Annotated in this window: 13 protein-coding genes; all 13 read right to left on the bottom strand. The window is 55.8% G+C overall.

Features of this window, described 5'->3' with window-relative positions:
* Window positions 1-4: 4 nt before the first annotated feature.
* Entirely contained in the window at window positions 5-916 is a 912-nt protein-coding gene (locus IEW12_RS16535; RefSeq protein ID WP_188567182.1) for a DMT family transporter, read from the bottom strand.
* A gap of 54 nt (window positions 917-970) precedes the next feature.
* Window positions 971-1,990: a lipopolysaccharide heptosyltransferase I gene (gene waaC, locus IEW12_RS16540; RefSeq protein ID WP_188567183.1), complete on the bottom strand. Its 1,020-nt coding sequence runs from the start codon at window positions 1,988-1,990 to the stop codon at window positions 971-973.
* 14 nt (window positions 1,991-2,004) lie between these two features.
* A complete protein-coding gene (locus IEW12_RS16545) occupies window positions 2,005-3,381 on the bottom strand; it encodes a phosphomannomutase/phosphoglucomutase (protein ID WP_188567184.1) in 1,377 nt (458 codons plus the stop codon).
* A gap of 44 nt (window positions 3,382-3,425) precedes the next feature.
* Window positions 3,426-5,369: a polysaccharide biosynthesis protein gene (locus IEW12_RS16550; RefSeq protein ID WP_188567185.1), complete on the bottom strand. Its 1,944-nt coding sequence runs from the start codon at window positions 5,367-5,369 to the stop codon at window positions 3,426-3,428.
* 202 nt (window positions 5,370-5,571) lie between these two features.
* On the bottom strand, window positions 5,572-6,132 hold the full coding sequence (locus IEW12_RS16555; protein ID WP_188567550.1) for a sugar transferase: 561 nt from the start codon (window positions 6,130-6,132) through the stop codon (window positions 5,572-5,574).
* A 9-nt stretch (window positions 6,133-6,141) separates the two neighbouring features.
* Entirely contained in the window at window positions 6,142-7,098 is a 957-nt protein-coding gene (locus tag IEW12_RS16560; RefSeq protein WP_188567186.1) for a UDP-glucose 4-epimerase family protein, read from the bottom strand.
* Window positions 7,099-7,106: 8 nt separating this feature from the next.
* Window positions 7,107-7,898: a glycosyltransferase family protein gene (locus IEW12_RS16565; RefSeq protein ID WP_188567187.1), complete on the bottom strand. Its 792-nt coding sequence runs from the start codon at window positions 7,896-7,898 to the stop codon at window positions 7,107-7,109.
* Window positions 7,899-7,986: 88 nt separating this feature from the next.
* Complete coding sequence (locus IEW12_RS16570) at window positions 7,987-9,390, bottom strand: hypothetical protein (RefSeq protein ID WP_188567188.1); 1,404 nt, start codon at window positions 9,388-9,390, stop codon at window positions 7,987-7,989.
* Window positions 9,391-9,394: 4 nt separating this feature from the next.
* Window positions 9,395-10,639: an O-antigen translocase gene (locus tag IEW12_RS16575; protein ID WP_188567189.1), complete on the bottom strand. Its 1,245-nt coding sequence runs from the start codon at window positions 10,637-10,639 to the stop codon at window positions 9,395-9,397.
* Between the two features lie 163 nt (window positions 10,640-10,802).
* Window positions 10,803-11,738, bottom strand: coding sequence for a dTDP-4-dehydrorhamnose reductase (rfbD, locus tag IEW12_RS16580; RefSeq protein WP_188567190.1), 936 nt, complete (start codon window positions 11,736-11,738; stop codon window positions 10,803-10,805).
* The gene (gene rfbC / locus IEW12_RS16585; protein ID WP_188567191.1) at window positions 11,735-12,280 is read right to left on the bottom strand and encodes a dTDP-4-dehydrorhamnose 3,5-epimerase; all 546 of its coding nucleotides are present in this window, start codon (window positions 12,278-12,280) and stop codon (window positions 11,735-11,737) included. The genes rfbD and rfbC overlap by 4 nt, the downstream gene beginning before the upstream one ends.
* A gap of 52 nt (window positions 12,281-12,332) precedes the next feature.
* Window positions 12,333-13,229, bottom strand: coding sequence for a glucose-1-phosphate thymidylyltransferase RfbA (gene rfbA / locus IEW12_RS16590; protein WP_188567192.1), 897 nt, complete (start codon window positions 13,227-13,229; stop codon window positions 12,333-12,335).
* Window positions 13,226-14,314, bottom strand: coding sequence for a dTDP-glucose 4,6-dehydratase (rfbB, locus tag IEW12_RS16595; protein ID WP_188567193.1), 1,089 nt, complete (start codon window positions 14,312-14,314; stop codon window positions 13,226-13,228). The genes rfbA and rfbB overlap by 4 nt, the downstream gene beginning before the upstream one ends.
* Window positions 14,315-14,499: the final 185 nt, after the last annotated feature.

Below are 14,499 nucleotides of genomic sequence, written 5' to 3' on the forward strand. Positions count from 1 at the left end.
AGGATCATTGACGGCGATTTACCAGCACGATGCCGGCCAATACCAGGCATGAACCGATGGCAAAACGCGGACTGATCGCATCATGCAGGAATATCACACCGGCTGCAACGCCGAATAATGGTGTGAGGAAAGAAAAAACCGATAGCCGGGAGGCCAGATAGTGGCGCAGCAGCCAGAACCAGGTCAGATAGCTGGCAAAAGCCACGACCACGGTCTGAAACAGGATGCTGCCCCAGGCGATGGCCGATGCCGGTATCAGCAGGGACTCACCCTTTGCCGATGCGTAGATCAGCAGGATGACGGCAGCACCGGCAAGCTGGTACAGCAATGTGGTGGTAGGTTCGGCTTCCGACAGTTTGGACTTGCGTATCGTAACTGTGGTTGCCGCCCACAGCAGGCCACCCAGCACGCCCAGTGCGTCGCCGGCCAGCATCCTGCCGAGATTGGGATCATCCAGCCCTTTGCCGGAGCTGGCGGCAAACGCCGCTGAAAAGGCGACTGCAATGCCGGCAAATGCCGATAAGATGCCCAGCCACTGGCTGACATGCATGCGCTCCGAGGGAATCAGCCAGTGCAGGCCGATGACGGTAAAGATGGGTGCGGTATACAGGAATACCGACATGTGCGACGCCGACGTGTAGTTCAAGCCTAGGGCAACGCAAAGAAATTCCAGCGCAAACAATATGCCTGCGACAAGGCCGGGCAGCAGGCTGCCATCTTTCAGAGAAAACGGGATGCGGCGCACCAGGATCAAGATATACACCATGATCGCGGCCAGCGCGGAGCGCAGGCCTATCTGCATGCTGGAGCTGACGACCGGTGCCGCCAGTTTGACGGCGACTTGCTGCAAACCCCAGCAAAAGCAAAGGAGCAACATCAGGGAGATGGCAAAGCCATCCAGGTTTTTACGTATCATGCTTATTTACTGCAGTGGAGGTCTGGGAAAAATGCTGTCAGGATGGAATATACCCTAAACCTGCCCCGAGCCGGGAACAGGCTGGCCCAGCAAGCTGCGGATGGCGGCGCTGACTTCGTCCACCGTAGCGGGCTGGCCCACGTCGCCGAGGTTGATGATGCGTGGAGACCAGTTGCCCTCGGTTTTCCAGCGCGGTGAATCGCAATAGATTTCTACCGTAGGCCTTTCATAGGCGGCGGCAATATGCGTCAGGCCCGTATCTACACCGACTGCCAGTGCTGCGCGCTGCGATAGTGCAACAGCCTCCAGCATCGACAATTTCGGCAGCACGGTGGAGCCCGGTATGCGCGCAGCCAATTGCTCTGCTTCCTGTTTTTCAGCGGCATTACCCCAGGGGAGCAGGATGGGTAATTTATACTCGGCGACGGTCTTGGCGGCCAGCACCCAGTTGTCTTGCGACCATTTTTTGCTATCGCGCGCGGTGCCGTGATAAAACACCGCATAGTCATGTTCCGGCATCCAGGCCGGGCGTGCGCCTTCCTTAGTGCCCAACTGCGGCGCATGCATGCCAAAGCTGGCCGGCGTATCTATCCTATAACCGCCCGCATGTGCGGCCACCAGGCGGCCGCGCAAGACTGCATGCGTGCGGCTAGCTATGGCCAGACTTTCGGAATGGAAGATGCGCGAGATGGCTTCGTAGCCTGAACCCTCGGTGCCGTTCGCCAGGCCGACTTTTTTGCCGCCTTTGGCGAGGCGCGCAAGCCCCATGATGGCGCCGGTTTTCATCAGGCCCTGGGTATCCAGTACCAGATCATATTGCTCGCCGCGCAGCGATGCATAAAACTGCCTGAGTTCCAGCCGGGTTGCCCGGGTGAACAGGCTTTTGCGCCAGCGCCGCAGCGCAAATGGAATGATGCGGCGCACGCCGTGGTTCAGTTTCACCAGGCTGACATAGCCTTCTTCTACGACCCAGTCTACCTCTGCGCCGGGGAAATGGCGCAGCAAATCGTCCACAACAGGCATGTTGTGGACCACGTCGCCCAGCGACGACACGCGTACCAGCAGGATTTTCACAGTGAAGCTGGGGCTTAGTAGGGCATTGCCGCATCCGGCTTGACAGCCAGGATAGCCTGCTTCATGGCTGCCTGTATGCGTGCCAGTGCTTCCGGTGTTTCACCCTCGAAGCGCATGACGATCACCGGAGTGGTATTGGATGAGCGCGCCAGGCCGAAACCGTCCGGATATTCAACCCGCAGGCCGTCTATCGTGATCACATCGTCAGCGCCGGGGAAATTGGCGTTCTTTTGCATCTTGGCGATGATGTCGAAGTTTTCTCCCTCGGCCAGCTTTACCTGCAGTTCCGGCGTGCTGGACGATTGCGGCAAGCCGTTCAGCGTTGCTGTCAGGTCTGGCAGGCTGCTGAGAATTTCCAGCAGGCGGGCACCGGCATACATGCCGTCATCAAAGCCGTACCAGCGATCCTTGAAGAAGATGTGGCCGCTCATCTCGCCGCCCAGCGGGGCGCCGGTTTCGCGCATCTTGGCCTTGACCAGCGAATGGCCGGTTTTCCACATCAGCGGCACACCGCCGCGTGCCTTGACCCAGGCCGAGATATGGCGCGTGCATTTGACGTCATACAGGATTTCCTTGCCGGGGTTACGCTTCAGCACATCTTCGGCAAACAGCATTAACTGGCGGTCCGGATAGATGATCTGGCCGTCCTTGGTCACCACGCCGAGGCGGTCGCCGTCGCCGTCAAAGGCCAGGCCGATTTCAGCATCGGTCTCTTGCAGGCAGCGTATCAGGTCTTGCAGATTTTCAGGGTGCGCGGGATCGGGGTGGTGGTTGGGGAAATTGCCGTCCACTTCGCAAAACAGCTCAGTGACTTCGCAGCCCATTGCGCGGTACAGGTCACCGGCGAAAGCGCCGGCAACGCCGTTGCCGCAGTCGATTGCAATTTTCATGGGGCGGGCAGTTTTCACGTCGCTGACGATGCGCTGCTGATAGGCTGCAGCGATGTCATGCGTCTTGTAGGCGCCTGCGCCCTGCTTGAATGCCTTGTTCAGGATGGCCTGGTACAGCGCCTGTATCGTGTCGCCGTAAATGGCTTCTCCGGCCAGCACCATTTTGAAACCGTTGTAGTCAGGCGGATTATGGCTGCCGGTCACCATCACACCCGAACTCGCGCCCAGCGTGCTGGTGCCGAAATACACCATAGGCGTGGCGACTACACCGAGGTCGATCACGTCGGCACCGGTAGATTGCAGACCTTTGGCTAGCGCCGCAGCCAGCTCTGGGCCGGACAGGCGGCCGTCGCGGCCTATCACTACCGTTTTTTCACCCTTGGCGAGTGCGGCAGAGCCAAAGGCCTGGCCTATCTGGTAGGCAACTTCGGCATCCAGTGTCTTGCCTATGATGCCGCGGATATCGTAGGCCTTGAATATGGTCGGAGAGATGAGGGACATGATATTTTATTCAGAGTAATGGTCTGGGGGATGCATACAGGCGGCTAATGTAGCATGGCGCGCGGCACTTCCGTCTGTGCGGCGGCTACCACATCCCCGGAATTGCTGAGTTGCCAGATAAAGTCTTCTATACCGCATTGAGGCTCGTATTCTGCCACTGTTTCCAGCAACAGGGAACGCACCTGCAGTAAATCGAAGCTTTCGCAGGCGGAGTCCAGTTGCTGCAGTAGCGCGGAGAGGCTGGCCCACGGGATTTCATCTTCCTGCGCGCGCATGATCAGCGGATGGCTGGTGCCTTCTACATTGTCGCCGATCAATAATTCTTCATACAGTTTTTCACCGGGGCGCAAGCCCACGTGGTGTATCTCTATCGTGCCTTCCGGAGTCGTCTCGGTCTTTACTTCCAGCCCGCTCAGATGCACCATGCGCTTGGCCAGATCGATGATACGCACCGGTTCGCCCATGTCCAGCACAAATACATCGCCGCCTTCGCCCATCGCCCCCGCCTGCAGCACCAGTTGCGCAGCCTCGGGTATGGTCATGAAATAGCGGGTAATCTCAGGATGAGTCAGCGTGATCGGGCCGCCCTGCATGATTTGCTTGCGGAATAGCGGCACCACGGAACCGGAAGAGCCCAGTACATTGCCGAAGCGCACCATGCAGAAGCGGGTTGTATGCTGCTCGCGCGCGCAGGCTTGCAGGATCAATTCCGCCAGGCGCTTGGTCGCTCCCATCACATTGGTGGGGCGAACTGCCTTGTCGGTGGAGATCAATACGAAATTCTTGACCTTGGCCCTGATTGCCGCCTGGGCGACGGTCAGCGTGCCAAATACATTATTGCGTATGCCTTCGATGGGATTGTGCTCGACCAGCGGTACATGCTTGTAGGCGGCCGCGTGGTAAACGGTATCGACATGGTAGGACGAGAAAATCTTGTCCAGCTTGGCCGCATTTTGTATATTGCCCAGGAAAGGGATGATTTCCAGTTCCAGCCCCAGGCTGAGCCTCAGTGCTTCCAGTTCCTGCTCTATCGAATACAGCGCAAATTCCGACATTTCAAACAAGATCAGCTGTGCCGGTTTTTGCCGCATGATCTGCCGGCATAGTTCGGAACCGATGGAACCGCCGGCGCCTGTGACCAGGACTTTTTTGTCGGTGATGCAGGTGGCCAGCAGGCGTTCGTCCGGCTCTACCGAGTCGCGCCCCAGCAAGTCTTCAATTTCGATTTCGCGAATGTCCTGCACCCTCAATTCGCCGTTGACCAGGCTTTTGATTGACGGAGTGACCTTGATCTTGAGCTTGTAGGGTTCCAACTGATCCAGCACCTGTTTTTGCCGTATCTTGGAAATGGAGGGCATGGCCAGCAGCACTTCCTTGATGTCGTGCTGGCGTATCAGGTTCTTCAGGTTGGCGACACTGGAGACCTTGATGCCGGCGATGGAAGAGCCTTGCAGGTTGCTGTTGTCATCCAAAAAGGCGACGCAGACGAATTCATCGCTGGCCCTTAGCGCGTTGGCCAGTTGCGCGCCGGCCTTGCCGGCGCCATAGATAGCGATATTGACTGCAGTATCGCTGCGGTTGATGCCTAGTAGATAGGAACGGGTCAGGAAGCGGCTGGCGGCAACATACAGGATGGCAGTGGCCCAGTAGATGAAGAATACCGCGCGTGACAATGCCATGATGTGCGTCATCACGCTGATGAAGGCCAGCGCCATGACGGAAAGAGTGACGCCGAACACCACGACGTAGATGATTTTCTGGTCAATGAAGCGGATGACGGCGCGGTACAGGCCTATGCGAACGAAAATGGGAATGGAAACGAAGGGAACCGAGGCAATCAGCCAGAAATAATGCTTGAGCAGGTCGATATTAAAGCCGTCATAGCGCAGCCAGATCGCCAGGATGAAGGCGAGCGGCAAGAACAGGGCATCCGCGACGGCGGCTATGATCTGCTTTTGTAGGCGGGGTAATGCGAGTATGGTTTGCATTGCAAAATGATAATATTTTTGTTGTTAGAACTTGCTTAAATTAGCTGAAAACAAATGCCGGAAATATGAAGCTGGCGGCCCGCACAGATAGTAAACAAGTTGCTGCTCAATTATGTCTTACATTTGTAACCAAAATAAACATGAATCGCAGCATTTCATTCAATTTTTGCAATAAAACTCATTTCATTGATAGCGCTGGGTATTAATGGGTAACACCGTCGCGCTTGATGACTTTGAAAAAGGTCAGGAACAGGATGCGCAGGTCCAGTCCGAACGACTGGTGCTGGCGGTAATACGCGTCCAGGCTGACCTTGTCGGGGATAGGCAGCTCGTCACGGCCATTGATCTGTGCCCAGCCAGTCAGCCCTGGCGGGATTTCATGCACTTTATGCTCGGTGCGCAGGCCTATCAGGTCATATTGGTTGTACAGCGCAGGGCGCGGGCCGACAAAGCTCATATCGCCTTTCAGTATGCTCCATAGCTGCGGCAGTTCGTCCAGGCTGGTTTTTCGCAGGAAAGAGCCGATCGGGGTCAGGTACTGGTCGGGGTTGCTAAGCAAATGGGTCGCTACGGCTGGCGTATCGGTCCGCATGGTGCGGAACTTGGGCATGCGGAAGATCGCGTTATAACGGCCTACGCGGTCCGACCAGTAAACTGCTGGACCGGCGGAAGTCAGCTTGACGCAAACGGCAACGATCATGACAGGGATGATTAATACGCAGGCTGCCAGCAAGGCGAGCAAAAGATCAAAGGAGCGTTTCAGCATTGTCGTTTAGTGTCTGGTCAAATGTCTGGCAGTGGCCTGCAGGCCCTGGCGCACGGTAAATGGAGGGGCCCAGGATAAGCGCGTCCTGGCTTTGCTGATATCAACCTGCAGTGACTGGCACAGGCGTTGCGCTGCCGACTTCCTGCCCGCCAGCGTAGCCAGCAAGGTCAGCAAGGCCGGTGGAAAGGGCAATAAGCGAGAGGGCAGGTCGAAAGCCTCGGCCGAGTTGCGCAACAGTTCGGTAGTGGACAAGTCTTCACCGTCGGAGGCCAGGAACACTTCATTGTAGGCGGCAGGATTGTCCATGCAGGCCAGCACCAGGCTGACCAGGTTTTGCAGATACACGAAGCTGCGCTTGTTGCGGATGCTGCCTAGCGGCAAGGGCAGCCCCTTTTTGACCCACTGCATCATGCTGAGGAAATTGGCCCTGACGCCGGGACCATATACCAGCGGCGGACGGATGATGGTGACCGCCATGCCCGAGCTTTTGGCGAGCGCCAGCAAGGCCTGTTCGGCCTCGTATTTGGAAATGCCATATGGGTCGGAAGGCGCGGGCGGCGTATTTTCTGTGAATGCGGCGCCGGGCTGGGTCTCTTCACCATTGACCTTGACCGAGCTCAGGAAGATGAATTGCCTGACACCGGCGGCGGCGGCCTGCTTCGCCAGTTGCAGCGTCGCTTCAACATTGACGCTGCGAAACAAGGCGAGAGGGTCGCTGGCAGTGTCATTCATTACATGCACCCTTGCCGCACAGTGGATCACGGTATGGATGCCGGAAAGAGCGGCAGACCAATCGGTGTCGCTACTGATTTCGGAGATAGGGTACAAGCGGGAGGATGCGAGATCCGCTGCCAGAGGTTTGCGGCTGGCGCAAGTGAGCGGAATCGCTTGTTGTATTAAATTTAATGCAATGGCATGGCCGACAAAACCGGAGGCCCCGGTAAGGAATACAGATTGAGTCATGAAAGCAACTATTTGGCAGAAGTCAGGTTTGCCTGGCGGTCGTAAATGAAATAGCGACGGGACAAAAACTTCAGGAAGCTGCGGAAAAACCACGAAGCATGCTGGGAAATCAGATTGCGGTTCTTATGCGCCGCGATGTGGGTGGCTTTCAGCGAAGGGTAGTAGCGTACCCCTTTGCCCAACAGTTTGCGCGAACGGTAGCAGATATCCACATCTTCAAAATACATGAAGTAGCGTGGATCAAAACCTTCCAGCGCCGAATAGTGCATTGCGTCGAAAGCCAGGAAGGCGCCAGACGCCCAGTCCACGTGGCAGATATTCTCCATCTGCGTCTTGTCATACGGCTGGGACAAGGAGCGCACGATGGCCATGCGTATGAGAGAAAAAATGTCGGGAAAGCGGCGGATATTGGAGTCTGCAATTGCGTATTGCTGATCACGGTATAGATTGATCGTGGCAATCGGGTAGCGATCCTTGTGCATCTGCTCAGCCAGGCTGATGATGGATTGCGGATCTATTGTGATATCAGGGTTCATCACGACAAAGGTATCGCCCATTTTGAAGCCGACCTCGTTGCGCACCACTTCGTACAGGAAATTATTGTTGTCGCCGAATCCCATGCCGGGTTTCGCATCGCTATAGGAAATACCGTGCTGCGCGCAGTAGGCACTCAGCTTGCTATTCGGCTTATTGTCCTTGACCCACACTCTCATGCATGGGCCAGCATTCTGCAAGCCGCCCAAGCGGCTTGCTATCAGCAAGTCCTCGTGGCCGTGACTGACGATGGCGACATGAATCATAGTGAAATGCTATCCTTAGAGCGGGTAAACAAAGCAATTATCAAAACGGTCAGCCATTATGCACGCCTCGGCAAATTTGCCAAATTATTTACTCTTTTTCAAAGCGCGCCTGCTTCCTGTATTTCCAAAACAAGCTGACCAATTTCAACGATGGTACCGTGTGGACCGGAAGGAACAGTTTCTTTCCTGACATCCAGATTTTCTCATAAAAATAATTATCGATGATACCCGGATTATCCCATGGCGGCTGCTTTTGGCCTGTGGTGAGATCATATGCATATCTGATCCTGTCGGCAACGTTTTCTATGCTATGCACCTCATGTATTTGTGCAAGTATTGTAGCTGTTTCAACTCTCTGGTTTTGCTGCGCCGCAAGAAAAGCAGACAGATCACGGATCAGCGCGTCAATACTGGGCGACTTTAGTTGATCCGCCGGGGAGTAGCCATGCGAACCCGTCAATACGCCAAAACTGGGAATGCCCAGGCTGAATATTTCGGGGAAGGCCGTTCCTCCTGTCAGCGGGAAGCTGTCCACATAGGCTTTTGCCTGTGACAGGAAGGCGAGATACTTGTCATGCGGCATCCTGGCATGAAACTCCACCCTGGATTTCAGCTTCATCCAGACTTTCCACCACCACCAGTTGGACCAAAGCTTGGGCCCGATCAATATCAGCCGGTCCTGGCGGATTTTTGCATATTCCAGTGCAAACCTGGGAAATGAAAATTCTTTGTTCGGCTTGTATTTATAGGCAGTTCCTGCCGATGCAAGGTAGGAGCCGGTTTCTATCGGCGCAGATGCTGACGCAATATTGCCTTTAGGTAATTTTAACGGGATGCCGGCAAACACCGACTTGTCCTGTATGTTGCGGCGTGCACGCAAAGCCCAGCCAAAATAACTGACTTCCAGCACCCTGTCGGCAATTCCATGGCCATAAGAAAAAACATGGTCGGCATGGTTGTACAGGTAAATCCTGGTACCAAAGTAGTGTTTGGCTACAGCTGCGGCAAAGACCGCGTCGATGTCGTACGGATGGATATGCAGGATGACCGTTGTATGCTGCGCGAAGAGCGCTATCAGTTGCAGGATTTTTTGCCGTCCAGCTTTTTGCCTGGGCAGCAGGGTGCAGCCGTGTTTTGCAGCAGACAGTTTGCGTTTGGCATTCGGCCGCAATTCTTCGGTCACCAGCACTGCCGCTTCCGACAGTGCTGTGGAGGACAGTAGATGTTCTACGATGCGCGTATGGCCACCGGTGTCGTAGGCCTTGGTCAGCACATGCAAATATTCGCATCGATGTGCCGGGGCTGGAATCTGGGCGAACTCTTCCTTGTATTTTTGCAGCAGCAGGAATTCCAGTTGTGCCAGTTCGTACTGGCCCATGCTGTTTTTCCACAGCAGTTCGCCCAGGAAGCGCGACATGGCGATGGCTTCGTCAAAACTGCGTGCGCCGGCAATGGCGTTGATCGAATGCTGGATAAAGGCGGATAGGCTCATTGTATTAATAATCGTTTTTCTTGAGTATGACCGCGATGCACGCCCAATAGAATATGTAGTTGAGCGTAAAGGCCAGTACTGAGCCTTTAAGGCCGAACAGGGGCGTCAGCCAGTAGGTCAGCAAGACCAGCGACAAGCTGAAGACCAGTTCGGTAATGATGTAGGCCTTGGTCATTGCACGCGCTAGCATCACAAAGCCCAGCACCCAGCTCCCTATCTTGATCACGTCCCCAATCAGCTGCCAGGCCAGCAAATCCAGCATGGGCGAGAAGTCTTCAGTAAATACGAGGCGGATGATCCATTCGCGCAGCAGATAGACGCAGACGGCGCCGACTATCGTCAGCGGCAATACGAAGCGATACACGCGGCGGATTTCCCGGCCCAGCTCTGCGCGCTCGCGGATTTCAGACAGGCGGGGCAGGTAATATACCGTCAGCGTGGTAGTAATCAGCATCAGGTACATATCGCTGATGCGGGTCACTGCCTGCCAGTAACCGGCTGCACTCCAGCCGAAGCCCTGCACTATGTGGTCGCGTATCAGCAACTGGCTCAAGGGAACCGCCACCGCGGTGACAATGGCCATCAGCGCAAAAGAAGCCAGCTGGCGCGCGATGACGCGATCCATCTTGCCAAACAGCATGGAGAGCTTGAACCAGTCTGTGCGCAGGCACAGCGCGAGGCTGACAAAGGCGACGACGGATTGATTGATGGCAAGCGCCACCAGCGCGCCATACAGGCCCCAGGCGCTCGCGAGCAGCCAGGTAGCCAGCAGGGTAACAACGCTGGTGCAGATGTTTGCTGCGACGTAGCTGGATACCGCTTTCTTGCCGTTCAGGATGGCCAGCAACAGCGTGTTCAGCACAAACAGGCTGAGGCAGGCGGCCAGCCACAGGAAGATGCTGCCCAGTGCCTCGTCTTTCAAAATGGAGGCGGCCAACTGGCGATGGAAAACTGCGATCAACAATGACGCAGCGATAGCGGTCGTAAAGGAAATGAATCCCGCTGTGCGCCATAGCTTGTGCTGCATGGCTGCATCGTCATGGTATTCGGCAGTGTATTTGGTGACACCGGTATTGATCGCACCGCTGGCGAAGGACAGGATCATCGTCACCGCATTCTGAAACTGTCCGATGACGGCAAACCCGCTCGGCCCCACGTACACCGCCAATAATTTGCTGAGGCCCAGCATGGTCAGCATGCGCACACCCACGGCAATGGCATTCAGCAGGCTGGTACGGATCAGGCTCATGGTGGCAACTCGCGGTGGATGGTCATGATGATATGGGTTCGCCGTGCAATTGCCGGTACTGCTTTAGCAGACCGTCAATCGCCATTTATTCTTGTCGTTATAGTGAATAAGCGCATTCGATAAGCGCGTTCGGCCACCGGCTTTGCCGGGTGCAGTACGCGCTTTACTGGGCTGCTTGTTCAGTATTGATGCCGCGCAGGCAATCTGTCAAAGCCTGGCTCCAGAGTGGTGGCTGTATCTGGAAATGCTCGTTCAGCAATTGCATCGATAGCGTGGAGTTCACCGGGCGCGTTGCCGGGGTTGGATACTCGGCAGCAGGAATACCGCTGACAACCGGAGCCTTGTCCAGCAGCTTCAAGCCGACCGCCTGCTGCATGATCTCCTGTGCAAAACCTTGCCAGCTAGTGTACTGCTGCGTCGTCAGATTGTAGATGCCGCGATGTGCTGCCCACCAAGCGTCGGTGTCGCTCGCCTGCTGTAACTGGCGCACGATGTCTGTTGTCGCCTGTGCTATCCAGCCGGCCCAGGTAGGCGCACCCCACTGGTCGTTGACAATCTTCAGTTCGTCGCGTTCTTTTGCCAGGCGCAGCATGGTCAACAGGAAGTTCTTGCCAAAGCCGGAGTAGACCCAGCTGGTGCGGAAGATCAGGTGGGCGCAGCTGCTTGCCGCAATGGCTTGCTCGCCAGCCAGTTTGCTGCTGCCGTACACGTTGAGGGGGTGCGTAGCATCCTGTTCGGTGTAGGCCAGCAAGCTGCCGTCGCTGCCACGCTTGCTGCCGTCAAAGACGTAGTCGGTAGAGTAGTGGATCAGTGCGGCGCCGAGTTTCTTTGCTTCCTCTGCCATCACGCCAGGCGCATCGCCGTTGATGGTCTGCGCCAGGCCAGGTTCGCTTTCTGCCTTGTCCACTGCAGTGTAGGCTGCCGGGTTGATGATCAGTTGCGGTTTGATGTCCCGTATCGTATCGCGCACCAGATCCAGCCTGGACAAGTCCATCTGCGTACGTTGGGGAATGATGACTTCAACACCCGGCAGACTGCGCAGGGTCGAATCCAGCGCGTGTCCTACCTGGCCGCTGCTACCGGTTAACAATATTCTCATGCAAATGTCTCAGCCTGGGACAAAGGCAGGCCTTGCATGTCCTTGCCGGACAGCACGGGGGCTTCCTGCATAGGCCATTGTATGCCCAGTGCCGGATCGTTCCACAGCAGGCAGCGCTCGTGTTCCGGCGCCCAGTAGTCGGTGGTCTTGTACAGGAATTCGGCTTTCTCGCTGATTACGACAAAACCATGCGCAAAGCCGGGCGGTACCCATAGCTGCCGCTTGTTGTCGGCGGACAGCGTCAGCCCTACCCATTTGCCGAAGCGAGGGGAACTCTTGCGCAAATCGACAACGACGTCAAACACTTCGCCGGCAGTTGCACGCACCAGCTTGCCTTGGGTTTGCTGGATCTGGTAGTGCAGTCCGCGCAAAACATTCTTTGCCGACATGGAGTGATTGTCCTGTACGAACTCTGCGTCAACTCCGGTCAGCTCTTTGAATTTCTTGGCGTTGAAGCTCTCGTAGAAAAAACCCCTGTCGTCGCCAAAAACGCGCGGTTCCAGTATCAGTACTTCAGGCAGGTCTGTTGCAATTACATTCATCTCTTGTTTCTCCAGGCATTCTGCCGGCAGTGCTCGGCTCGCCGATACAATATCAATAGGCTTTCGCGCGCAGCAATTGCAGCAAATACATGCCGTATTCGTTTTTCTTCAAAGGCTGGGCCAGTTTTTCCAGTTGCTCATCGGTGATGTAGCCACGGCGGTAGGCGATTTCTTCCGGGCAGGCGACTTTCAGGCCTTGCCGCTTTTCTATCGTGGCGATGAACTGGCTGGCATCCAGCAGCGATTCATGGGTACCGGTATCCAGCCAGGCCATGCCGCGGCCCATCAGTTCCACATTCAATTGTGCCTGCTGCAGATAGACATTATTCACGTCGGTAATTTCCAGTTCGCCGCGGGCGGAAGGCTTGATGTTCGCCGCGATATCGCACACTTGCTGGTCATAGAAATACAGACCGGTCACCGCGTAATTGGATTTCGGCTTGCTTGGTTTTTCTTCTATGCTGATGGCCTGGCGGTTCTCGTCGAACTCAACCACGCCGTAGCGCTCGGGGTCGTGCACATGGTAGGCGAATACCGTTGCGCCTACGCTATGGTTATTGGCGGCCTTCAGCTTGGATTCAAATTCATGGCCGTAGTACACGTTGTCGCCCAGGATCAGCGCGGATGGCGAGTCGCCGACAAATTCCTTGCCGATGATGAAAGCCTGCGCCAGGCCGTCCGGCGATGGTTGCACTGCATATTCCAACTGTATGCCCCATTGAGAACCGTCGCCGAGCAATTCCTTGAAGCGCGGCGTATCTTGCGGCGTGGAGATAATCAGTATCTCGCGCATGCCGGCCAGCATCAATGTGGTCAGCGGATAGTAGATCATCGGCTTGTCGTAGACCGGCAGCAGTTGCTTGGAGATGGCCTGCGTTACCGGGTACAGGCGTGTGCCGGAACCGCCGGCCAGAATGATGCCCTTACGGGATGTGATTTCCTGAGTCATGCTTGCTCCTGTGCATTTTTATTGCTTGAGTTGCCTGAATATTGCAGGTCTACCCATTTCAGGTAATCACCCGATTGCACCTGCGCCACCCATTCATCGTTGGCCAGATACCAGGCAACCGTCTTGCGCAGACCGGTTTCAAAGGTTTCTGCAGGCTTCCAGCCCAGTTCTTTTTCTATCTTGCGCGCATCAATCGCGTAGCGGCGGTCATGGCCGGGGCGGTCAGTGACGTATTTGATCTGGTCGCGATAGCTGCCGTTCGCCTTGGGTTGCAACTGATCCAGCAGGTCGCATAGCGTATGTACCACGCTCAGGTTGGTTTTTTCATTCCAGCCGCCGACGTTATAGGTTTCGCCAGGCTTGCCGGCTTCCAGCACCCGGCGGATAGCGGTGCAGTGGTCACTCACATACAGCCAGTCCCTCACTTGCTGTCCATCGCCATACACGGGCAGGTCTTTGCCAGCGCGGGCATTGGTGATCATCAGCGGGATCAGTTTTTCCGGGAAGTGATACGGGCCGTAGTTATTCGAGCAATTCGTGGTCAGCACCGGCAAGCCATAGGTATGGTGATAAGAACGTACCAGGTGATCCGAGGCGGCCTTGGAAGCTGAGTAAGGGCTGTTGGGTGCGTACGCAGTGGTTTCGCTGAATGGAGGATCGTCGGTGCTCAGCGTACCGTACACCTCGTCGGTGGATACATGCAGGAAACGGAAGTTGCTGCGCTCGTCGCCAGTCAGGCCTTGCCAATAGGCACGCGCGGCTTCCAGCAGACTGAAAGTGCCGTTGACATTCGTATTCACGAATGCAGCCGGGCCGTGTATGGAGCGGTCAACATGGCTTTCAGCCGCGAAATGGACGATGGCGCGCGGCTTGTGCTGGGCAAATAGCTGGTTCAGCTTGTCTGTGTCCAGTATGTCGCCCTGCACAAAAATATGGCGCGCATCCTGCTTGATACTGGCAAGGTTGTTCAGGTTGCCCGCATAGGTCAGTTTGTCGTAATTGATGACTGGCTCATCATTTTGCGCTAGCCAATCCAGCACGAAATTGGCGCCAATAAAACCTGCTCCGCCGGTGACGAAAATCATTCTATTATCCCGTTTCGATAAAACAGCCACTAAAAATGGCAATTTTACGCGAGAAGATCGCGACACCGAAGCAATTTACAGGTTGGGAAGGGATTTCGGAGAAGGGGATTTGATGCTGAAGAGACAATTTGCCAAGAACTTTGCCGGCAGTCAGGCAGGTGGAGGTAGGTGGCGAGCGGGCAGGC

Origin of the sequence: Parundibacterium terreum, assembly GCF_014636315.1 — a bacterium.
Lineage (GTDB): Bacteria > Pseudomonadota > Gammaproteobacteria > Burkholderiales > Burkholderiaceae_D > Undibacterium > Undibacterium terreum.